This window comes from Pseudomonas sp. NY15372, from assembly GCF_048068215.1.
In the GTDB taxonomy this organism is placed as follows: domain Bacteria; phylum Pseudomonadota; class Gammaproteobacteria; order Pseudomonadales; family Pseudomonadaceae; genus Aquipseudomonas; species Aquipseudomonas guariconensis_A.
Genome location: NZ_JBLUPY010000028.1, coordinates 25,430 through 47,767, shown reverse-complemented (window position 1 = coordinate 47,767; position 22,338 = coordinate 25,430). Strand labels below are relative to the sequence as shown.

The window sequence follows — 22,338 nt, the reverse complement described above, 5'->3', positions numbered from 1 at the left end:
CGATGAATGTCCTTGCCTGCCGCACGGCGGCATTCACTTGAGAACGAATCACTTATGCGAATCGTTATCGATAATTCATCGATACGAAAAAAAGGGCGGTTTCCTACAGCCCTCTTCTAGCTTTCCTACACCTATGGCATGACCGGTGGCACGTATTGCAAGGTCGTGCCCAGCGCCCACAAGAGCACCAGCACCAAGGGTACATGCACCAGCAGCTGCACGAAGGAGAAGCCGATCAGGTCCCGCGCCTTGAGCCCCAGCACTCCCAGCAGCGGCAGCATATAGAACGGGTTGATCAGGTTCGGCAGCGCTTCGGCGGCGTTATAGATTTGCACGGCCCAGCCCAGGTGGTACTGCAGGTCGTTGGCCACCAGCATCACGTAGGGCGCCTCGATGATCCACTTGCCGCCACCGGACGGGATGAAGAAGCCCAGCACCGCCGAGTAGACGCCCATGAGCACGGCATAGGTGTCGTGGGAGGCGATCTGCACGAAGAAGGTGGAGATATGGTGGGCCAGGGTCTGTTCGTCCACGCCCTTGACCTGGGTGAGGACAGCCGCGATCGAGCCGTACAGCGGGAACTGGATCAACACCCCGGTGGTGGTCGGTACGGCACGGGCCACTGCGTCGAGGAAGCTGCGCGGGCGCCAGTGGAGCAAGGCGCCGAGCATGATGAACAGGAAGTTGTAGGTATTCAGGCCCGAGATCGCGGTGATGGCAGGCTTGGTGGCAAATTCGTGGTACAGCCAGCCTGCGGCCAGGGCCACCAGCAGCAGGGTCAGGATCGGGCTGTACTCCAGCCACTCACCCGGGCGCGTGCGCTGGGCGGGTGGCGGCGCGCTGAAGCTTGGGTCCACGCCGCACTGTTCGGCGGTGCGGGCACTGTTCGGGCCGGGAGCGGTGGCATAGGCGATCACCAGCGAGACGATCACCAAGGCCGCCAGCATGACGCCGGACTGCCACAGAAAGATAGTTTCGGTGAACGGGATCACCCCCGTGATAGCCAGGATCGAAGGCGGCAGACTGGCCGGGTTGGCCTGCAGCTGCGCGGCCGAGGACGACAGCCCCAGCGCCCAGACCGCACCCAGGCCCAGGTAGGCGGCGGCACCGGCGGCGCGATAGTCCATCTTCAGATCCTGGCGGCGTGCCAAGGCGCGTACCAGCAAGCCGCCGAACACCAGCGACAGCCCCCAGTTGAGCAGCGAGGCGAGCATCGAGATCAACGCCACCCAGCACACCGCCGAACGGCCGTTCTTGGGCAGCCGGGCCAGGCGGTCGATCAACCGCGCAGCGGGCGGCGAACTGGCCACCACGTAACCGCCAATGACCACGAAGGCCATCTGCATGGTGAACGGGATCAGGCTCCAGAACCCATCGCCGAAGGCCTTGGCGGTGTCGGTGGGCTTGCCGCCCATGAGCATGGCGCCCAGACACACCAGCACCACAGCGAGGGCGGCGAACACCCAGGAGTCGGGGAACCAGCGTTCGGCCCAGTTGGAGCAGCGCAAGGCGAAACGGGCGGAGCGGCTGTCTTGGATTTCAGCGGCCACGGTAGTCTTCCTTTTATTGGTTTTATGGTTTTTTCAAGAACAAGCACAAAACCCTGTGGGAGCGGGCTTGCCCCGCGATAGCGTCCGCTCAGGCGATGATGTTGCCTGGCCTGACGCTATCGCGGGACAAGCCCGCTCCCACAGGGAGGGTCTACAACCTCTGATGTCAGAAGGTCATTTCCTTCACATCGTCCGGCACGATCAGCTTGCCGGCGGTCTTCTCGATGATCTCCTCGACGCTTACCCCAGGAGCCGTCTCGCGCAGGATGAAGGCGCCGTTTTCGATCTCCAGGTAGGCCAGATCGGTGAGCACCTTACGGATGCAGCCGGCACCGGTCAGCGGCAGGCTGCAGCGCGGTAGCAGCTTGGACTCGCCGTCCTTGGAGGCATGGGTCATGGTGACGATGATGTTCTCGGCACCGGCCACCAGGTCCATGGCGCCGCCCATCCCCTTGACCAGTTTGCCGGGGATCATCCACGAGGCGATGTTGCCTTCCACGTCCACTTCGAAGGCACCGAGCACGGTGAGGTCGACATGGCCGCCACGGATCATGGCGAAGGATTGGGCCGAATCGAAGATCGAGGCACCGCGGCGGGCGGTGACGGTCTGCTTGCCGGCGTTGATCATGTCGGCGTCGATCGTGCCTTCGGTGGGGAACTCGCCCATGCCGAGCAAGCCGTTCTCGGACTGCAGCATCACGTCCATGTCGGCGGGCACATAGTTGGCCACCAGGGTGGGGATGCCGATGCCCAGGTTGACGTAGTAGCCGTCCTTCAGTTCACGGGCGACGCGTTGCGCCATCTGTTCGCGGGTCAGTGCCATGGTCAGGATCTCTTTGTTGTTCTGTGGGCGGCGCTCAGGCCTTGACGGTGCGCTTCTCGATGCGCTTCTCGAAGGTGCCGACGATGACCCGGTCGACATAGATGCCCGGGGTGTGGATCTCGCTGGGCAGCAACACGCCCGGCTCGACGATCTCCTCGACCTCGACCACGGTGATCTTGCCGGCGGTAGCGGCCAACGGGTTGAAGTTCTGCGCGGTGTTGCGGTACACCACGTTGCCGTAGTGGTCGGCCTTCCAGCCCTTGACGATGGCGAAGTCGCCGGTGATGGATTCTTCGAGGATGTACTTGCGGCCCTTGAACTCGCGCACTTCCTTGCCTTCGGCGACCGGGGTACCGTAGCCGGTGGCCGTGTAGAAGGCCGGGATGCCGGCACCGCCCGCGCGCATCTTCTCGGCCAGGGTGCCCTGGGGGGTCAGTTCCACTTCCAACTCACCGCTGAGCAGTTGGCGTTCGAACTCAGCGTTTTCGCCCACGTAGGAGGCGATCATCTTGCGGATCTGCCGGTCTTCCAGCAGCACGCCCAGGCCGAAGCCGTCGACGCCGCAATTGTTGGATACCACGGTCAGGCCCTTGACACCGCGGCGCTTGATTTCGGCGATGAGGTTTTCGGGGATGCCGCACAGGCCGAAACCACCGGCCAGCACCGTCATGTTGTCGGTCAGGCCTGCGAGGGCCTCTTCATAGGTTGCTACGCGCTTGTCCAGTCCGGCCATGCTCAGTCGCCTTTTGTAGTTGTTGGAACCGTGGACGCATCTTCACCGCTGCCGACTGATTTGTTAATTTTGTTTTCGTCATCGATTGATAATTTTTCTAAAACAAAAACAGGTTCGCCATGAACGTCAAGCAGTTACGCGCCTTCGTCACCGTGGCCAAGTACCAGAGCTTCGCCCAGGCCGGCGAACACCTGCATATTTCCCAGCCGGCGCTGAGCCTGACCATCAAGGCGCTGGAGGACAACCTCGGCGGCGCCCTGCTCACCCGCACCACCCGCAGCGTCAGCCTGACGCCCGAGGGCGAGGTACTCCTGCCCCTGGCCCGGCGCTTGCTGGCCGACTGGGACGACACCGAAGAAATGCTGCGCCAGCGTTTCACCCTGCAACTGGGGCGGGTCTCGGTAGCGGCCATGCCGGCATTTGCCGGCAACCTGCTGCCCCGGTCGTTGAAGGTGTTTCGCCAGCGCTACCCGCGGGTCAATGTCACGGTGCACGATGTGATCAACGAACAGGTGCTGGAACTGGTGCGCCATCGCCGCGTCGAACTGGGCATCGGTTTCGAGCCGGAGAACCTCGACGGGCTGCGCTTCCATCCGCTGTACCTCGACCGTTTCGTGGCCGTGGTGCCCGCCGATTCGCCCTTGGCCGAGCAGCCCCAGGTTAGCTGGCAGCAACTGCTCGCAGAGGACTTCATCGCCCTGCAACGGCCCTCGGCCGTGCGCCTGCTGCTCGAGCAGAATGTGGCGGCCAGCCACGGCAAGCTGGCGGTGGCCTTCGAGAGCCACCAGTTGTCGACCATCGGCCGCATGGTCGCCAACGGCCTGGGCGTCAGCGCCGTGCCAGCGCTGTGCGTCAACCAGATGCAGGAGCTCGGCGCCCGCTGCGTGCCCCTGGTCGAGCCCAGCGTGGAGCGGCGCATCGGCGTCATCGCCCTGGCCGACCACAAGCTTTCCACCGCAGCGCAAGCGCTGCTCGACGTCGTGCTTTCCTACACCGATCCACAGGAGGTGACATGCGTTTCGTGAATCTGGCAGGTTCGAAAGTGCCGGCCATCGGCCAGGGCACCTGGTACATGGGCGAAGACCCGCGGCGCAAGGCGGCTGAAGTGGCCGCACTGCAACAGGGCATCGACCTTGGGCTGACCTTGGTCGACACCGCGGAGATGTATGCCGAGGGCGGAGCCGAAGAGGTAGTCGGCCAGGCCATCGCCGGGCGCCGCGACCAGGTATTCCTGGTCAGCAAGGTGTACCCGCACAATGCCAGCCGGCGCGGCGTGCCGGCAGCTTGCGAGCGCAGCCTCCGGCGCCTGGGCACCGATTGCATCGACCTGTATTTGCTGCACTGGCGTGGCCAGTACCCGCTGGAGGAAACAGTCGAAGCCTTCGAGCGCCTGCGCGAGCAAGGCAAGATCCGCCGCTGGGGCGTGTCCAACTTCGACCTTGACGACCTGCTCGAGCTGGGCAACGACGATTGTGCCACTAACCAGGTGCTGTACAACCCGGCCCAGCGCGGCATCGAGTTCGACCTGCTGCCGTGGAGCCAGCAACAGCGTTTGCCGACCATGGCCTACTGCCCGCTGGCCCAGGCCGGGCGCTTGTTGCAGCACCCGGTGCTGGCCGAGATCGCCGAGCGCCATGGGGCGACCTCAGCCCAGGTGAGCCTGGCCTGGGTGACGCGCAATGACGGAGTGATCGCCATTCCCAAGGCCGTGGATCCGATGCATGTGCAGCTCAATGCGGCGGCGGGTGAACTGGTGCTGCGTGCTGAAGACCTGCAGGCGATCGACAAAGCGTTTCCGGCGCCGACGCGCAAGCAGCACCTGGCGATGGTGTGACCCTCATCGCCGGCAAGCCGGCTCCCACCAGGCCTGCGCTGTCTTCAGAGACCCCGCCGTAGCTGTGGGAGCCGGCTTGCCGGCGATTGGACCTTAAGCGCTAGTGAAAATCCCGGCTACGCACATCCAACCCCTGCAGCAGAAGGCTGATATCTTCCAGCCGCCGGGCAACCAGATGGCGCACGCCCTTCTCCTGTTCCAGCCGCCCGCTCACCTTGAGCAGCTGCGAACCCACCAAGGCCCTGCGCTGGCGCTCGGCCAAATCGCGCCAAACCACCACATTGACCATGCCATGTTCATCTTCGAGCGTGACGAAGGTCACCCCGCTGGCGGTCTGCGGCCGTTGCCGCCCCACCACCAGCCCGGCCACCGCGACGCTGTCCCCATGCTCGACCTCGGCCAGTTCCACGGAGCTGCGACAGCCCAGCGCTCGCAAGCGCCGACGTAACAAGGCCAGGGGGTGCGGCCCGAGGGTGGTGCCCAAGGTGGCGTAGTCGGCGAACAGGTCCTCGCCCACCGAGGGCATCGGCAGGGCCACAGGTACCTCGGGCATTGCCTGCACCTGGGCGAACAACGGCAATTGCGCCTGCACCGCCGCGACCTGCCAGCGCGCCTGGTGGCGGTCGCTGGCCAGGGCACGCAAAGCGCCGGCATCGGCCAGGCGGGCCCTGGCGCGGCTGTCGAGCTTGGCGCGCAGGCACAGGTCTTCGACATCCCGCCAGGGGCGCAGCGCCCTGGCCTGCTCCAGGCGCCGGGCATCGACCTCGCTAAAACCGCGAATCTGTCGCAACCCCAGGCGGATCGCCAGTGCGCCTTGCGCGTCAGGCTCCAAGGTGCAATCCCATTCGCTGTGGCACACATCCACCGGCCGCACCTCGATGCCCTGGCGCCGCGCCTCCTGCAACAGCTGATCCGGGCTGTAGAAGCCCATGGGCCAGCTGTTGACCAGGGCGCAGGTGAAGATCGCCGGCTCATGGCATTTGAGCCAACTGCTGGCATAGCAGAGCAAGGCGAAGCTGGCGGCGTGGGACTCGGGGAAGCCATAGCTGCCAAAGCCCTTGATCTGCTCGAAGATGCGCTCGGCGAAGGCCTGCTCGTAGCCATTGCGTTTCATGCCTTCGAGCAGCCGTTCGCGGTGCGGCTCCAGGCCCCCGTGACGCTTCCAGGCCGCCATGCTGCGGCGCAGCTGGTCCGCCTCGCCAGGGGTGTAGTCAGCGGCGACCATGGCCAGCTCCATCACCTGCTCCTGGAACAACGGCACGCCCAAGGTACGCCCGAACACGTCCTTGAGCTTGGGCGACGGGTAGGTCACCGGCTCCTCCTCCAGGCGCCTGCGCAGGTAGGGATGGACCATATCGCCCTGGATCGGCCCAGGTCGGACGATGGCCACCTCGATCACCAGGTCGTAGAACTTCTGCGGCTTGAGCCTGGGCAGCATGGCCATCTGCGCCCGCGATTCGATCTGGAAAACCCCCATGGTCTCGGCGCGGCTGATCATGGCATAGGTGGCTTCGTCTTCCTTGGGGATGCTCGCCAAGGTCAGGTGCCGGCCACGGTGACGGGCCAGCAGGTCGAAGCAGCGCCGCAGGGCGCTGAGCATGCCCAGGGCCAGCACATCGACCTTGAGCAAGCCGACCAGATCGAGGTCGTCCTTGTCCCACTGGATCACCGTGCGCTCGGCCATCGCAGCGTTTTCCACCGGCACCAGGTGGTCCAGTGGCTGCTCGGAGATGACGAAGCCGCCGGGGTGCTGGGACAGATGCCGAGGGAAGCCGATCAGTTCGCCGGCCAGCACCAAGATGCGCCGCAGCGACGGGCTCTGCGCCTCGAAGCCGGCCTCGGCCAGGCGCTGGGCATCGGGAATGCGGTCGCTCCAGCGCCCGCAGCACTTGGCCAAGGCATCCACCTGGTCGGCCGGCAGCCCCAGGGCACGGGCCACGTCACGCACGGCACCAGCGGCATGGTAGGTATTGACCACGGCGGTGAGTGCCGCGCGGTGCCGGCCGTAGCGGCGAAACACGTACTGGATCACTTCCTCGCGGCGCTCATGCTCGAAGTCCACGTCGATGTCCGGTGGCTCGTTGCGCTCGTGGGACAAAAAGCGCTCGAACAGCAACCGGTGCTCCATCGGGTCCAGCTCGGTGATGCCCAGCACGAAGCACACCACCGAGTTGGCGGCCGAGCCACGGCCTTGGCAGAGAATGCCCTGCTTGCGGGCAAAATCGACGATGTCATGGACGGTGAGAAAGTAGCTTTCGTAGCCCAGCTCCTGGATCAGGCACAGCTCCCTTTCCAAGGTCGCCAGCGCTTCGGCGCTCGGCCCCTGGGGCCAGCGCTCGGGCAGGCGCAGCTGGCACAAGTGGCGCAACCAGCTGCCAGGCGTATGGCCCTGGGGCACCAGTTCGCGGGGGTACTGGTACTTCAATTCACCCAGGTCGAAGTGGCAGCGGCCGGCGATGGCCTGGGCCTCGGCCAGCAGGTCGCCCGGGTACAGCTCGGTGAGTTCGGCCCACATGCGCAAGTGGCGTTCGCCATTGGCAAACAGGTAGCGCCCGGCCTGGGCCACGGTGCAGTGCTGACGGATCGCCGTCATGCAGTCCTGCAGGGCGCGACGCCCCCGGACATGCATGTGCACATCGCCGCAGGCCACGGCGCGGATCCCCAACCGACCTGCCAGGCTGCGCAACCGCTGCAAGCGGCGAGCATCGTCGCAGCCACGGTGCAAGTGTACCGCCAACCACAGGCGCGGGCCGAACAGCGACTGCAGCCACTGGCCGGTGGCCGGGTCGTCGTCGGCATCGGCGACCCACAGCGCCAGCAGGCCCTGGCAGCGCCCCTGCAGGTCTTCGGCCAGCACCTGGTATTGACCCTTCTGCGCCCGTCGCCGGGCCTGGGTGATCAGGCCGCAGAGGTTCTGGTAGCCCGTCAGGTCCTCGACCAGCAGCACCAGCCTGGGCCCCTGTTCCAGCTGGACTTCACTGCCGATGATCAGCCGTACCCCATGTTGCCGGGCGGCCTGCCAAGCCCGGACGATACCGGCCAGGGTGCATTCGTCGGTAATAGCCAGGGCCTCGTAGCCCAGGGCCTTGGCCCGCCTGAACAGTTCGTCGGCGCTGGAGGCGCCGCGCTGGAAACTGAAGTTCGACAGGCAATGCAGCTCTGCGTAGCCTGGCGCGCTCATGCGAACCAGCCTTGCAACCACAATGGCCCTGGCTGGGCCAGGTCGCGATAGGCCCAGCCGCGCAAGCCATCGCGGGTTTCGATGCGGTAGTAGTCTCGGCGCACATCGCCGCCGTCCCACCAGCCGGACTCGATGCGCTCAGGCCTTGTCAGTAAACGCAGGCCCGCCTCGGGCAGGGGCTGGGGCTGAGGCAGCAGCCAGCCGGGGCGGCTACCCGGCGCGACCGGCAGTACACCCGGTGCGCCCTGCTCGGCCACCTGCCAGGCGTATTCGGGGCGAGGGTCAGCTTCGGCGCACAGCCCCGTGACCGCTTCATCGCCCAACCGCGCACGCAGGCGCTCACGCAACTGCTCCCAGGGTTGGGCCTGCTGCGCCCGGGGGGTGAACAATGCCTGGTGCTGGGGAACGAAAGGCGGCAGGTCCTCGGCCAGCAGCCGCAGGTTGCGCACCGGTGCGCGGATACGCAGCGGCTCCAGGCGCCCCCGGGCCAGCTCGAACAGCATCGCGGCCTCGCGCTCGGCGGCCAGCAGGCCGATCTTGAGCTCGGTATCCGGCCCTTCGACGTGCTCCAGGTACAGGTTCAAACGCTGCACACCGCAATCCCGGCCCGCGAGAAACGCCGCCAGGTCGTTGATCAATCGGCGCAGGGGGAACAGCAGCGCCTGGTGCGACTCGACATCGAAGTTCAGCTCCAGCCGCGCCTCGAACCGGTCCGGCGGCTGGTAGAACGCCAGCCCCAGGGTGCGCAGGCCGAGCAGTTGGTCCAGGTGCAATTGCACGTCGGCGGCGAAGCGTCGGGCCAAGGCGTCGCGCGGCAGCGTCAGGACGTCGCCGAGCCGGCGCAGGCCCATGCGGACGAACGCCTCCGCCGCCGCCGGAGGCAGCCCGACCTTGCCGATCGGCATGTTGGCCAGGGCCGCCCGGGTCTGTTCGGTCGTTGTCACGGCCAGGCCGTCATGGCTATTGGCGAGCATGCGTGCGGCCACCGGGTTGGTCGCCAGGACGATGCGCTGGCGCAGCCCCAGCGCTTCCAGCTCCTGGCGCAGGCGCGCCTCGAACACAGGCCATGGCCCGAACAGCCCCAGGCTGGAGCCGACTTCCAGCAGCAAGGCCCGGGGGTAGTGCCGGCTGACCTGGGCACTGAAACGGTAGGCCCAGGCGGCCAGCAACTGCTGGAGCTGTTCGATGCGCACCGGGTCGGCCTCCACGCAGGTGAAGCCATCGGCCAGGGCGCGGGCGGCGGTGAGGGTCTGCCCGGCACGCAAGCCGAGCGCGGCCGCAGCCGAGTTGACCGATTGCACGATACGCCGTTGGTGTGGCCCGCCGATCAGCACCAGGGGCGCGTCCGGATCGTCGTGCTCACGCAGGAGGCTGTCCAGTGCCAGTTGCGGAAAGACAATGCACGCCCAAAGCATGGTGCATCAACCCCGCCCCGGGCAGGCGATGGGGGTGGCCGGCGGCAGGCCGCCACGGCACTTGAGGACCCGCCACTGGGCAGGCCGGGCATCGATGGCGATACGCAAGGCCGCAGGCGAGGGATTGTGCGCGGCTTGCTGCGGTCGGCAGGCGAAGGCCAAGGCCTGGCCGGTCTCGGCAGCCACCTGCAGGCGCCGCAAGGCGCGGTCATCGGCACGCTCGGGCCAGCACAACACCGCTGCACAACTGCCGGAGCGCAGGCACTGCTCAGCCGCCCACAAGGTATCGGCCGGTGCCGCCTGGACCTGGACCAACCAACGCAGGTCGACCCCTGCCGCCTGCCAGGCCGGGGCATAGGGGATGAACGGCGGCGCCACCAGCACCACCCGCCCACCCTCGCCGGTAAGACGCGCCAGGCTCGGCCAGAGCAGCTGCAGCTCGCCACAGCCCGGGCTGGCCAGCAGCAGCTCGCTGAGCGCAGCCGCCGGCCAGCCCGCGTCGGGCAGGCACTCGTCAAGCGAGGCATGGCCGGTGGGCTGCAAGCCCTGCGGCCGAGCCTGGGCCTGGCGCCCGCGCCATACCCGGCGCTGGTCGAGCAGGCCGTCGAGGTCGACTACCGCGCCCATCAGTCTCGCCTCAACAGGCCACAGAACACGCCTTCGATGACGAAATCCCGATCCGGTGCCACATCGATCGGCGCATAGGCGGGGTTGCGCGGTAACAGGCGGTAGCCACCCGGGATGCGCTGCAGGCGCTTGATGGTCACCTCACCATCCAGCCGGGCGACCACGATCTGCCCGTCGCGGGCCTCGCCCTGCTGGCGGATGCCGACCAGGTCGCCATCGAAGATGCCGTCGTCGATCATCGAGTCACCGCGCACCTTGAGCAGGTAGTCGGGGGTGCGGCGGAACAGGCTGGGGTCGAGCAGCAATTGTTCATGGATGCCCAGGTCGGGGCCGATCGGCGCACCGGCCGCCACCTGGCCCAGCACCGGGATCTCGAGGATCTCGGGGCGGCGCAACGGTTCGGCCAGGCGGATGCCACGGGCCTGGTTGGGTGTCACGTCGATATGGCCAGCCTGGCTCAGGGCGACGATGTGCTTGCGTGCCACGCTGCGCGAGGCGAAACCGAAGCGCTGCGCGATGTCGGCCAGGCTCGGAGGCTGGCCGTGATCGGCGATGCGCTCGCGGATGAACGCGAGAATGGCGCGGCGTTTGGGGGTCATGTTGTCCATGGAGTACATTTGTACTCTTTTCGTAGAGCACTGAACAGCCCCCTTCGTCGCTACCTTGGCTATCTCGCCCGAGCGATCAGCACTGGAAACACAAAAGCCGGTAGGTAAAAAGCCCGAGTCTCGCCAACCACTGACATCGCACGCGTCGGCTGTGCTGTGGCAAACTGCCGGTTCTATTGGTTGACCGATGAAATCGCCTCCCTATGCCTGAAGCACACCCCCGCTCTGCTCCCAACGCCAAGGCCAATGAAAGCGAATCCGAACCGCTTGCCCGTCGCGGGCGCCCGGTTGGCGATCGCGACGCCAAAAGGTCCGAGCTGCTGGCGGCGGCGATCGCGGTGATCGCGCAAGAAGGCTATGCCGGCGCTACCATGCGCAAGGTGGCGCAGCACGCCGGGTGCACCACAGGCGCGGTGACCTACTACTTCGCCAACAAGGAAGAAATGGTCAGTGCCGTTGCGCAGACCCTGTTCGATAAGGTCGACGCACTGCTGGACATCGACCTCGATCAGGTCAACATCAAGTCGCTCATTGAGCAGTGGCACCAATGGATCAGCCTTGACGAGCCAGGCAACTGGCTTGCATGGCTACAACTGCTCACCCATGCCCGGCACCAGCCCGCGTTCGCCAGCGTCATCAAGCAGCGCTATACCAACTTCCGCGAGGTGGCCACTTCGGTGCTGGAGGCCGGCCAGCGCCAGGGCCAGATCCGTGAAGATGTGCCGGCCGATGTGTTGGCCGATCACATTGCCGCGTTCAGTGATGGCTGGCTCATGATGCTGCCTTTCGAGTCCGAACCCGTTAGCGCAGAGCGTGGAAAAGCCCTTATTGACGCCTTCATCGTCATGATTTCCCCTCCCGAAACAGCCAAATCCAAAGCCGTCCCCCGATAGACCCGGTACCATCCCGGAAGGCGTCACCCGCCAACGGAACGTCGTGGGACGCGGTGCAGGTGTCAGCAAACAAGCCCTTGCACGGCTGCGACTCGCAAGCCTTGGTTGAATCATTATTTGCTCAAATGGATGTTCCAGGAATCGTTTTCATCCACAATGGCCTCACGATATGCAGTGTGGAATCTTCTGATGCACCTCCCTACCGATGAGCGCTTGCTCAAAGCGCTGGCCGACGCGATCGTCGTCCACCCCCGAGCCACCTTGAAGGAGCTGGCCGAGGCGGCGGGCGTGAGCAAGGCGACCCTGCACCGTTTCTGCGGCACCCGTGACAACCTGGTGAACATGCTGGAACGCTATGGCGACCAAGTCCTCTCCCAGGTCATCGGCAACGCTGACTTGCACGGCAGCGAGCCGACCGCAGCCCTGCATCGCCTCATCGTCGAGCACCTCAAGCATCGCGAAATGATGATCTTCCTGCTCTTCCAGTACCGCCCGGACTCGTTCGACGACAGCGAAGCGAACCGCCCGTGGCGGGCCTATGCCGACGCCCTGGATGCCTTCTTCCTGCGCGGCCAGCAGGCGGGGGCTTTCCGTATCGATATCAGCGCGGCGATCTTCACCGAAATGTTCCTGAGCATGGTGTACGGCATCGTCGATGCCGAACGACGCGGGCGAGCGGCCAGCGCGACGTCCGTGCAGACGCTGGAACTGATGTTCCTCGACGGCGCTGCGGCACCCGCCCGCTGACCTGACTGCGTACGCTTTAAAAAAAAGGCCCCAGGGTATTGATCCCTGGGGCCAAGTGGCTGGACATGCCAACCAAAGGAGGCTATTTCAGCCCTTGCTCGGCCAGCCGCCGCCGAGTGCGCGGAACAGGTCGACCAACGCCAGTTGGCGCTGGGTACTGGCTTCGATGAAGGCCGCTTCGTTCACGTAGCTGTTGCGCTGGGCGTCCAGGTAGCGCAAATGGTTGTCCACTCCCCCCTCGTAACGTGCCTTGGCCAGCGCCAGGGTCACACGGCTGGTATCGGCCAGTGCTCTTCGCGCAGCCTGCTCGCGGCGCAGGGTGTCGGTGGCGGCCAGCGCATCGGCCACTTCGCGGAAGGCCACCTGGATCGCGCCTTCATAGGCGGCCACAGCCGAGTCCTTGCGTGCCTCGGCCAGGCTGAGCCCGGCCCGGTTGCGCCCGGCGTCGAACAACGGCAGCGACAATTGCGGCATGAAGGTCCAGCTACGCGAGCCTCCGTCGAACAGCCCGGACATCTGCGCACTGGCGGTCCCAAAGCTGCCGGTCAGGCTGATACGCGGGAAAAACGCTGCCCGCGCCGCGCCAATATCGGCATTGCGCGCACGCAGCCGGTGTTCGGCGGCGAGGATATCGGGGCGACGCTCGATCAATGCCGAGGGTGTACCCGGCGCAATGTCATTGAGCACCATGGGCTCATCCGAGCGCTCAGTGGGCATCGTCTTGGCCGCTTCGGCGCTGCCCAGCAACAGCACCAGCGCATTGTAGGCCTGGCGTTGTTGGCGCACGGTGACCTCAAGTTCGGCACGAGACTGCTCGACCAGCCCCAACGCCTCCTGATGGTCCAGCGCCGTGGCCGTACCGCCAGCGCGACGCTGACCGACCAACGCCAAAGAGTCCTCGCGGCTGGCCAAGGTCTGGCGGGTCAGCGCCTGGCGCCGCTCGGCACCGTCCAAGGTCAGGTAGGCCTGGCTCACCTCGGCGATCAGGGCGATGCGCGCGGCACGCGCGACTTCCTCGGTGGCCAGGTACTGTTCCAGTGCCGCATCGCTCAGGCTTTTGACACGGCCGAACAGGTCCACTTCGTATTCCGGCAGCGACAACCCCACCTGATAGGTGCTGCTGACCCCTTCGCGGCCATCGCTCGAAAGCGGCGACGGCAGGTGCTGGCGATTGCCCGCGGCGCTGGCGTTCAGCCCCGGCACCCGGTCGGCTCGCTGGATCCGATATTGGGCACGGGCCTGCTCGATGTCGAGCAGGGTCTGACGCAAGGAGCGGTTGTTGTCCAGGGCACTGGCGATCAGCTGACGCAGCACCGGGTCGACGATGAACGCCTGCCACTGCAACTGCTCCACCGAACGGCCAGCATGACCGGCAGCATCGCCCCACTCGGCCGCCACCGGTGCTTCTGGGCGCTGGTAGGTGGGCGCCAGGGAGCAACCGGTCAAGGTCAAGGCCAGGGCCAAGGGAAGCACACGATTGAATGTGATCATCACTTGGCTACCTCGACCGGTTGCACAGGTGCGGGCTTGCGCTTGAGCAGCGTCAGCACCCAGACGAAACAGATCGGCACGAACATCACGCCCAGCAAGGTGGCACTGAGCATGCCGCCGATCACACCGGTACCGATGGCGCGCTGGCTGGCGGCTCCCGCGCCGGAGGCGATGGCCAGTGGCACCACGCCGAGGATGAACGCCATGGAGGTCATCACGATCGGACGCAAACGCAGGCGCGCGGCCTCGATGGCGGCGTCGCACAGGCTATAGCCCTTCTCCCACAGTTCTTTGGCGAACTCGACGATGAGGATGGCGTTCTTCGCCGCCAGGCCAATGATGGTGATCAAGCCGACCTTGAAGTACACGTCGTTGGGCATGCCGGTGAGCGTCACCGCCCACACCGCACCCAGGGCACCAATCGGCACGATCAACATGACCGTCAGCGGGATCGCCCAGCTTTCGTACAGCGCCACCAGCAGCAGGAACACCACCAGGATGGCCAGGGCGAACAGGCTGGCCGCCTGGCCGCTGGACACCTTCTCCTGGTAGGAAAGGCCCGTCCAGGCGTAGCCGATACCCGGCGGCAGCTCGCTGACCAGGCGCTCCATCTCGGCCATCGCCTGGCCGGTACTGTGCCCCGGCGAAGCGTCGCCGGCGATGCGGATAGATGGGTAGCCGTTGTAGCGCACCAGTTGCACCGGCCCCTCTTCCCACTGGGTGGTGACGAAGGCGCTGAACGGCACCTGCTCACCATTGACATTCGGAGCATAGAGGCGCAGCACGCTTTCGGGGGTCATGCGTTCGCCTTGCTCAGCCTGCACCACCACGCGCTGCTGGCGCCCGGCATTGGTGAAGTCGTTGATCACCGCCGAACCGAAAGCGGTGGCCAAGGTGCTGTTGATGGCCTCGAAGCTCACGCCCAGCGTTCGGGCTTTTTCCCGGTCGATGTGCACGCGCAACTGCGGCGCCTCGGCCAGGCCTTCCATCATCGCGTAGAGAATCACCGGGTTGCCGTTGGCACGGGCCAGCAGTTGGTCACGGGCGGCGAGCAGTGCTTCACGGCCAAGGCCGCCACGGTCCATCAGACGCAGGGCGAAACCTCCGGAGTTGCCCAGGCCGTCGATGGGCGGAGGCATGACCGCGGTGATGGTGCCGTCACCGTTGGCGGCGAACTGGGCATTGATCGCTGCCGTTTCCGCCTCCGCCGATTGCGTCTTGTCACGCTGCGACCAGTCCTTGAAGGTGGGGAACGCCAGGGCGGCGTTGTCGCCCTGGCCCGAGAAACTGAAGCCGCTGACGATGAACGAGTTGGCCACCGCCTCACGAGACATCAGGAATTTTTCCAGCGTCTCGGCGGTGTGGTCGGTGCGTACCCGGCTGGCGCCTGGCGGCAACTGTACGTCGACGACGCTGTAGCCCAGGTCTTCAGCTGGCACGAAGGCCTCCGGTAGACGCAGGTAGGAATAGCCCAGCACCACCAGGATGCCGACATACGCCAGCATCCAGCGCCCGGCACGCGCCACCAGCTCGCTGTTGAGCAGCGAATAGCGCTCGGTGATACGGGCAAAGCCACGGTTGAAGGCACCGAAGAAACCGCCCTTCTCATGATGGCCATGGGGCACCGGCTTGAGCAGCGTGGCGCACAGCGCTGGGGTGAAGGTCAGGGCCAGGAAGCCGGAGAACAGGATCGAGACAGCCAGAGACACAGAGAACTGCTGGTAGATCACCCCCACCGAACCGGACATGAACGCCAAAGGCAGGAATACCGCCGCCAGCACCAGGGTGATACCAATGATGGCCCCGGAAACCTGCCCCATGGCCTTGATGGTCGCCTCCACCGGCGATAGGCCTTCCTCGGCCATCAAGCGCTCGACGTTCTCCACCACCACGATGGCGTCGTCCACCAGGATGCCGATGGCCAGCACCATGCCGAACATGGTCATCATGTTCACCGAGAAGCCGAGCAGCTTCATGATCATCAGTGTCCCGAGCAGGCACACCGGTACCACGATCGAGGGCACCAGGGTGTAGCGGACGTTCTGCAGGAACAGGAACATCACCAGGAACACCAGCACCATGGCTTCGATCAGGGTGTGGATCACCTTCTCGATGGCCACATCGACGAAGCGCGAGGTGTCGTACGGCACCGAATACTCGACCCCTTCGGGGAAGAACTGCGACAGTTCGGCCAAGCGCTCCTTGACCTGCGTCGCGGTCTGGATGGCATTGGCGCCCGGCGCCAGCTGCACCGCGCCGGCCACCGCCGGGTGGCCGTTCAGACGTGCCGACAGGTTGTAGTTCTCGCTACCGATGGCCATGCGCGCGACATCCCCCAGACGCACGCTGGAGCCATCCGGGTTGGCGCGCAGGACGATGCCGGCGAACGCTTCCGGGGTATCGAGGGTGCCCTGCACGGCCAGGGTGGCGGTCAGCTCCTGCTCGCTGGCACCGGGCGTGCTGCCGAAGCTGCCGGCCGGTACCTGGACGTTCTGGCCGCGAATCGCCGTGTTGATGTCGTCGATGGACAGGCCATAGCCCACCAGTTTCTGCGGGTCCACCCAGACCCGCATGGCCGCTTCCGAGGCGAAGAACTGCAGCTTGCCCACGCCAGGCACGCGCAGCAGTTCGTTGTTGATGTTACGCGCGGCATAGTCGGCCAAGGCCGTGGTATCGCCACGGTTGCCGGCCGTGCTGGTCAGGGCGTAGATCAGCAGGAAGCCGGAACTGGCCTGCTCGACTTTCAGCCCTTGGGTCAGCACCGCCTGAGGCATGCGCGCCTCGGCCTGTTTCAAACGGTTCTGCACATCGACCTGCGCCATGTCCGGGTCGGTGCCTGGCTCGAAGGTCACCATCACTTCGGCCACGCCGTTGGAGTTGTTGGTGGACTCGTAGTACAGCAGGCCCTTGGCGCCGTTGAGCGACTGTTCGATGATGCTGGTCACCGACTCCACCATGACCTTGGCCGAAGCGCCGGGGTAGGAGGCGGTGATGGAAATCTGCGGGGGCGCCACGTTGGGGTACTGGGCCACAGGCAAGGATGGAATCACCAGCAGGCCCGCCAATGAAATGAACAACGCCACGACCCAGGCGAAGTTCGGGCGATGGATGAAGAACCTGGACATCTCACTTCCCTCGCATCACTGAACAGCAGCCGTTTGTTTCTGCACTGGCGCCACCGGCATACCGGGGGCCAACCCTGCCGGGCTGCCGACGATCACCTGATCACCCGGCTCCAGCCCCTCGGTAATCTGCCAGCGCGAGCCCTGCATCACGCCGGTTCGCACGACGCGTGCCTCAGCGAGGCCATTGGCGGCGACCAATACCCGCGCCTGGCCGTCACTGCCTCGCTGGACCGCACGCTGGGGGACCAAGATGGCGTGGTTGTCGGTGCCTTGAGGCGTGCGCACGCGCACATACATGCCCGGCAAGAGGGTGCCGTCCGCGTTATCGAAACGCCCACGCAGGGTGACCTGGCCGGTACCGCGGTCCACACTCACATCGGTGAACATGAGCTCGCCCGAGCGCTGGAAATCGGTGCCTTCCACTTGCGCGGTCAGGCGCTGGCTGTCGGCCGAAAGTGCGCCGTCCTTCACCGCTTGTCGCAGGCGCAGCGCGTCAGCAGCAGACTGCGTGAAGTCGATGTAGATTGGGTCGAGTTGCTGGATACGCGCCATCAGCGTCGCATCCCCCTGCCCCACCAACGCGCCTTCGGTGGCCAGCGCACGGCCAATGCGTCCGGAGATCGGCGCAGTGACAGTGGCGTAACCCAGGTTAAGGCGTGCGGCCTGCACATCGGCCTGCGCGGAACGCACCGCCGCACGGGCACTGCGCAACTCGGCAATGGCGCTGTCGAAGTCCTGCTGGCTGACCGCCTCGATCTTGACCAGCGGCTCATAGCGCTTCACACGTGCCTGGGCTTCCTGCTGCACGGCCTGGGCACGGGCGGGGTCGGCCTCGGCGCGGGCCAGGGCGGCCTTGAACGGCGCCGGGTCGATCTGGAACAGCACATCCCCCGCCTTGACGTCAGCCCCTTCCTCGAAGCGCTTGTGCAACACGATACCCGGCACCCGCGCCCGCACCTCTGCGACGCGCATCGGCTCGACCCGGCCCGGCAACTCAGCGGCCAAGGTCACTTGCTCGGAGGCCAACGTCACGATTTCCACCGGGTAGCTCGCATTGGCTGCACCGTCCTGCTCTGCTGCGGGCTCGCACCCGGCCAAGGCAATCGCCACAGCGAGTACGCCCACTTTTATCGAACCTGTCTTGCCCATCACTCACCCGAGCCTTGATTGAAAACGGGGCGAATGCTACTTTTCAAACCCAGATGAGTCAATAATGTCTCATATAAATCAAACAAGACTCCTCATGATCACTTCAGGCTTCCCACCTTCATCGCTTCCCGCCAAGCTGGTGAATGCCCTCTATGCCGCTGCCGCCTTGCGACCCAGAGCGTCTATGGGCGAACTGGCGGCGTTGGCGGGCATCAGCCGGGCCACCTTGCACCGTTACTGCGGGACGAGAGACAACCTCGATAGCCAGCTCGAACAGCACGCCAAAAACACGCTGATGCACATCCTCGACAACAGCGATACGTTGGCCTCCACAGAGCCCCTGGCCGCGTTGCGTCAGCTGATCCACGCGCACCTGGCCCAAAGTGAACTGATCGCATTCCTCGCCTCCCGTTACCCTGTGCACATGAGCGTGCAGCACGACCTACGGTTCTATCTGGAACGGCTCGATGCGTTGTTCTTCAGTGGCCAGCGACAGGGGGTATTTCGCGCGGATGTCACCGCGGCATTGCTGACCGAGATGTTCGTATCGCTGTTGCATGGCATGGTCGATGCCCGCCAACGAGGGCGCGCGCTGAGGGAGAGTGCAACGGTGCTGGAGAACGCGTTCCTGCAGGGCATTGCAGCGCGGGCGCCCTGTTGAGCGCCCGCATGGGGGCAACAGCCGTGAGGCCGCTATTGCGTCAAAGGTAGGGAATGAACGCTATTGCTCGTCGCCATCGAGCGGCGTACTCCAGATCACCAGCTCAAGGGCAGCGGCGATCTGGATGCGATGGTCGGCAAGCGGGACAGGCAGCAGGTCCTGGGCGCGCTCCAGTCGGCGCAGCAAGGTGTTGCGATGCGTACCCAGTACCTCGGCGGTCTGGGTGATGTTGCAGCCATTGGCCAGGAAGGCGTGCAACGAATGCTGAAGTACCGTGGGCTCGGTCGCCAAGCGCCCCAGGGTGCTCAAGACGAACTGCCTGGCCGCGCGGGCATCTTGGGTCATCAGCGACACCATCCTCACCTGATCGATCGTGGCAACGGCAGGTGAACCCGCCAACCGGCCCATCAACCGCTGGGTGGTCAAGGCTTCCAGGTGCGAGCGCCGGAAGCCATTCATCCCCGCGCCCGCCGAACCGATTGCCGCGCGTATCTTGGGAAATTGTCGAGCGACACCTTGCAAAAGGTTCAGGTCCAGCGGCTTTGCCGCATTGCACCAGGCCCACAGGGTCGCAGGGCCCGCGAATACGATCAGAGGCGCTACCGTACCCGTGAGCTGCGCCAGGGCTCGCGCCATATCTTCCAGCGGGCGAATCTCGGCGTCCGGGGTTTCGCTCCAGACGAGGCAGGCGTGATGCCTCTGAGCCAGGCTGTAGCCCAGTCGCCTGCCAAATTGCTCGGCGTCCACATCCCTGCCGTCGAGCAGCCGGCTGACGAGGCTGCGTTTATCGATAGGGTCGTCATGGGCCTGGGCGCTCTTTTCTTCGAGGATGATCTGGGTCACCACACGCATGTTGCTGTCGATGAACGTCGAGATCGACCGCGACGAGACCTCCAGGAACTCCGCGAGCAGCGCGGGATCCTGCGTCAGGCTGAAGGCCATCTTCATCCACAGGTCCCAGGCTGCGTTCTGTGTCGACCTTGCGACATTCATCAGCAGCTCGGAGAGCCCCCTGCGGGCGAGCTCCCTGGCCGTGTCCACCATGTCAGCAGACACGTAGGGCTCCACCGGCTCCCCAGGGCGCTGCAGATTGGCATTGGCCCAGTGCAGCAACTCTGCCCGATTGGCGCGCCGGCACGCGGCGAGGATGACCGGATCCTCCAGCAACTTGGCATCTTCCGGTGTAGAAAACAGTGCCTGGTTCAGGCGCTCGATCCACTCGGGCGGCAGCGCCTGAGCGAGTTCGGCGCCTTTGCGCATGAGCTCGCGAACGGCTTCCGAGGGGCGTGGCCAGGGGAATGGCGTGCTGGTCATGATCAGTGCAAATCGCTCAAAAATCGTCTGGTAAATGGTGCAGTTCGTACCTTGGCTCAAGGCCAGGGGAAACCTAGCATGAACTCACTGCCTGAACAAAAAATACAAGGAGGCACCGTGACGCTTCATGTCCCTTTTTTGGGTTTAGCGCAGTGGCAAGCGGGTTTGTTTCCTGATGCCAGCAGTTGAGGGATCAACCCGCCTGCGCCAACCGTTCTTTCAATCTGGAGTGTTCTCAATGTCAGCCTCTCGCGACTCCATGCCAAGCCTGCCCGTGGTAACCCGCTCGACTTCAGCGCAAGAGATTGCGCTGCTGAGCGACCAAGCAGGAGCGGTCATCATTCGCAACTTCATGTCCCCCGAACAAGTCGTGCGGATCAACAACGAACTCGACGCTCCCTTGGCCGAGCTCGATGCCGGCTCCAAGCATGAGCACGCGCTGATCGCCGAGTTCCACGGCCATCAGACCAAACGGCTCACCAACCTCGTCACCCACAGCAAGACCTTTCGTGAGGAAATCCTCGATGACGACCTTTTTCACGAACTGGGAAACGTGCTTTTCGCCCCGGAGTGCGGTGACTGGTGGCTGACCACGGCCCAGTTGATCGAGATCGGCCCGGGCAACAAAGCGCAAATGTTGCACCGCGACATGGCGCAGTACCAACCGTTCGTGGCCATGAACAAAGATGCGCCACGCGCCATCACCAACCTGATGCTGGCGCTGACCGATTTCACCGAGGAAAACGGCGCCACGCGCTTGATTCCGGGGAGCCAGGACTGGGATGACTTCAACGATGTCGGAACCCCAGAGATGACGATCCCCGCCCTGCTGAAAGCCGGGGATGCCGTGCTGTTCGGCGGCAAGGTCGTTCACGGTGGCGGGGCCAACGTGACCGCCGACTATTACCGTCGCGGACTGACCATCCCGATGCAGGCTTCGATCATCACGCCTGAAGAAGCCTACCCGTTGATCGTGCCGCTCGAGCTGGTGCGCACGCTTTCTCCACGCGTTCAGAAGATCCTCGGTTTCCGCTCCCAATACCCCAATGGCAGCCCTGGCCTTTGGCAGCATAACTACGCAGACCTGGCGGATTACCTTCAGCTCTAGCATCCAGCGTTGACTTGCCTGGCCCTGAAGGTGCCACGACCATCCAAACGCCCAGGCAAGGAAACAGGCCAGGCATCGGTTTGCGATGCCTGGCCTTTGAGCGCCAGCCCTTCACTCCCGATAAGGCATTACCCCACGACGTGAAAACAGAACCGGTGTGCCATCGGCATTGAACAGCGCCGCCGTCAGCGATAGGCCATCAGCCGACTGGGTTTCCTCGAAACTGTGTCCACCATCGCTGCTCTGCACCATCAGCCCGTCCAACCCGACCGCCAGCACACGAGAGCCCGCTACCGCGACGCAGGTGACAGAGCCCTTGCTTTGCGTGGGCACTCGGCGAAAGCCCTTGCCGTCCGCTGAACCCTGCAACAAGGTACCGCGCTGGCCACCCAGTAGCAGACGCCCATCGGCCAGTACCGCGCCTGACCACAGGGTGCCTTCGTAGCCGGTATCCAGGTAACGCCAATTCTTTCCCTGGTCTTCGGAATGCAGCACCTGCCCATGCTCGGCCGTGGCGTAAAGCGTGCCGCGGCTGTCGGCAAACAGCCCCATCAGGTTGAGGTCGGCCCGCTTGGCCCCGGGCGGCGCTTGCACCGCCTGCTCAGCCCACGTCAGCCCCCCATCCTCGGTCGTCAGCACCAACGACCAGAGCCCTACCGCCACGCCCTGCCGGGCATTGAAGAAGTGCACGGCGAACAGCGGTCGGTCTTCTTCGGTGGCCAGGCGCTGGACCTGCCAGGACTCCCCACCATCGGTGGTGGCCAGGATCGCGCCCCAGTGGCCCACCGCCCACCCGCGCTTGGCATCCACGAACGACACCCCCGTCAATGGCGTGGACAGCGGTACCGACCTCGCCTGGCGCCACTGCTTGCCCTGATCATCGGACAACAACACGACACCGTGGTCGCCCACGGCAACCACGCGCGCCCCGGCCCAGCCAGCGGCCAGCATGGTGGCCTGCGTGGCATTGCTCGCCTGCACGGCCGGCACGGCTTGCAACGGCGCGGCCTGAAGAGACATCAGCGGCAATGCTGCTGCGAGCAAGGCCGCGGTGAATGAAACCCTGAATTTCATGCTTC

General features: G+C 65.1%; 18 protein-coding genes. 6 read left to right on the top strand and 12 right to left on the bottom strand.

The window, feature by feature from the left end:
- Window positions 1–131: 131 nt before the first annotated feature.
- The 3 genes from ACNFG0_RS17415 to ACNFG0_RS17405 form a co-directional block, all read right to left on the bottom strand.
- Window positions 132–1,550 carry a short-chain fatty acid transporter gene (locus ACNFG0_RS17415; RefSeq protein ID WP_196145884.1) on the bottom strand — a complete coding sequence of 473 codons (1,419 nt, stop codon included), beginning with the start codon at window positions 1,548–1,550 and terminating at the stop codon, window positions 132–134.
- Between the two features lie 166 nt (window positions 1,551–1,716).
- The gene (locus ACNFG0_RS17410) at window positions 1,717–2,373 is read right to left on the bottom strand and encodes a CoA transferase subunit B (RefSeq protein WP_023380384.1); all 657 of its coding nucleotides are present in this window, start codon (window positions 2,371–2,373) and stop codon (window positions 1,717–1,719) included.
- Window positions 2,374–2,407: 34 nt separating this feature from the next.
- Window positions 2,408–3,106: a CoA transferase subunit A gene (locus ACNFG0_RS17405; RefSeq protein ID WP_043215587.1), complete on the bottom strand. Its 699-nt coding sequence runs from the start codon at window positions 3,104–3,106 to the stop codon at window positions 2,408–2,410.
- A gap of 119 nt (window positions 3,107–3,225) precedes the next feature.
- Between ACNFG0_RS17405 and ACNFG0_RS17400 the strand changes: the two genes are divergently transcribed.
- Window positions 3,226–4,131, top strand: coding sequence for a LysR family transcriptional regulator (locus ACNFG0_RS17400; protein WP_416765787.1), 906 nt, complete (start codon window positions 3,226–3,228; stop codon window positions 4,129–4,131).
- Complete coding sequence (locus ACNFG0_RS17395) at window positions 4,119–4,940, top strand: aldo/keto reductase (protein ID WP_416765786.1); 822 nt, start codon at window positions 4,119–4,121, stop codon at window positions 4,938–4,940. Before ACNFG0_RS17400 ends, ACNFG0_RS17395 begins: the two co-directional genes overlap by 13 nt.
- A 100-nt stretch (window positions 4,941–5,040) precedes the next feature.
- Here the strand turns inward: ACNFG0_RS17395 and ACNFG0_RS17390 are convergent, their stop codons facing one another.
- From ACNFG0_RS17390 to lexA, 4 genes are read right to left on the bottom strand one after another with little or no spacing between them, the layout of a single operon-like run.
- Window positions 5,041–8,121, bottom strand: a complete 3,081-nt coding sequence (locus ACNFG0_RS17390) for an error-prone DNA polymerase (protein ID WP_416765784.1) — start codon at window positions 8,119–8,121, stop codon at window positions 5,041–5,043.
- Window positions 8,118–9,536: a Y-family DNA polymerase gene (locus ACNFG0_RS17385; RefSeq protein ID WP_416765782.1), complete on the bottom strand. Its 1,419-nt coding sequence runs from the start codon at window positions 9,534–9,536 to the stop codon at window positions 8,118–8,120. The genes ACNFG0_RS17390 and ACNFG0_RS17385 overlap by 4 nt, the downstream gene beginning before the upstream one ends.
- 6 nt (window positions 9,537–9,542) lie before the next feature.
- Window positions 9,543–10,163, bottom strand: coding sequence for a translesion DNA synthesis-associated protein ImuA (imuA, locus tag ACNFG0_RS17380; RefSeq protein ID WP_416765780.1), 621 nt, complete (start codon window positions 10,161–10,163; stop codon window positions 9,543–9,545).
- Window positions 10,163–10,780, bottom strand: a complete 618-nt coding sequence (gene lexA, locus ACNFG0_RS17375) for a transcriptional repressor LexA (protein ID WP_196145890.1) — start codon at window positions 10,778–10,780, stop codon at window positions 10,163–10,165. Before lexA ends, imuA begins: the two co-directional genes overlap by 1 nt.
- Before the next feature lie 194 nt (window positions 10,781–10,974).
- Here lexA and ACNFG0_RS17370 point away from each other — a divergent pair, with 194 nt between their 5' ends.
- On the top strand, window positions 10,975–11,664 hold the full coding sequence (locus tag ACNFG0_RS17370; RefSeq protein ID WP_416765778.1) for a TetR/AcrR family transcriptional regulator: 690 nt from the start codon (window positions 10,975–10,977) through the stop codon (window positions 11,662–11,664).
- A 189-nt stretch (window positions 11,665–11,853) separates the two neighbouring features.
- Window positions 11,854–12,411, top strand: a complete 558-nt coding sequence (locus ACNFG0_RS17365) for a TetR/AcrR family transcriptional regulator (RefSeq protein ID WP_196145895.1) — start codon at window positions 11,854–11,856, stop codon at window positions 12,409–12,411.
- An 87-nt stretch (window positions 12,412–12,498) separates the two neighbouring features.
- On the opposite strand, the gene ACNFG0_RS17360 is transcribed toward ACNFG0_RS17365, so the two are convergent.
- Genes ACNFG0_RS17360 through ACNFG0_RS17350 form a run of 3 tightly spaced genes read right to left on the bottom strand, consistent with a single transcriptional unit; the run spans window position 12,499 to window position 18,176 of the window.
- A complete protein-coding gene (locus ACNFG0_RS17360; protein WP_416765776.1) occupies window positions 12,499–13,902 on the bottom strand; it encodes an efflux transporter outer membrane subunit in 1,404 nt (467 codons plus the stop codon).
- Complete coding sequence (locus ACNFG0_RS17355) at window positions 13,902–17,027, bottom strand: multidrug efflux RND transporter permease subunit (protein ID WP_416765775.1); 3,126 nt, start codon at window positions 17,025–17,027, stop codon at window positions 13,902–13,904. Before ACNFG0_RS17355 ends, ACNFG0_RS17360 begins: the two co-directional genes overlap by 1 nt.
- 15 nt (window positions 17,028–17,042) lie before the next feature.
- The gene (locus tag ACNFG0_RS17350) at window positions 17,043–18,176 is read right to left on the bottom strand and encodes a MexC family multidrug efflux RND transporter periplasmic adaptor subunit (RefSeq protein ID WP_416765774.1); all 1,134 of its coding nucleotides are present in this window, start codon (window positions 18,174–18,176) and stop codon (window positions 17,043–17,045) included.
- 94 nt (window positions 18,177–18,270) lie between these two features.
- Between ACNFG0_RS17350 and ACNFG0_RS17345 the strand changes: the two genes are divergently transcribed.
- A complete protein-coding gene (locus tag ACNFG0_RS17345; RefSeq protein WP_416765773.1) occupies window positions 18,271–18,837 on the top strand; it encodes a TetR/AcrR family transcriptional regulator in 567 nt (188 codons plus the stop codon).
- Between the two features lie 60 nt (window positions 18,838–18,897).
- Here the strand turns inward: ACNFG0_RS17345 and ACNFG0_RS17340 are convergent, their stop codons facing one another.
- Entirely contained in the window at window positions 18,898–20,211 is a 1,314-nt protein-coding gene (locus tag ACNFG0_RS17340) for a PucR family transcriptional regulator (RefSeq protein WP_416765771.1), read from the bottom strand.
- Between the two features lie 178 nt (window positions 20,212–20,389).
- Here ACNFG0_RS17340 and ACNFG0_RS17335 point away from each other — a divergent pair, with 178 nt between their 5' ends.
- Window positions 20,390–21,259 carry a phytanoyl-CoA dioxygenase family protein gene (locus ACNFG0_RS17335; protein WP_416765797.1) on the top strand — a complete coding sequence of 290 codons (870 nt, stop codon included), beginning with the start codon at window positions 20,390–20,392 and terminating at the stop codon, window positions 21,257–21,259.
- Between the two features lie 111 nt (window positions 21,260–21,370).
- Here ACNFG0_RS17335 and ACNFG0_RS17330 read toward each other — a convergent pair whose 3' ends face one another.
- A complete protein-coding gene (locus tag ACNFG0_RS17330; RefSeq protein ID WP_416765770.1) occupies window positions 21,371–22,333 on the bottom strand; it encodes a WD40/YVTN/BNR-like repeat-containing protein in 963 nt (320 codons plus the stop codon).
- Window positions 22,334–22,338 lie beyond the last annotated feature (5 nt).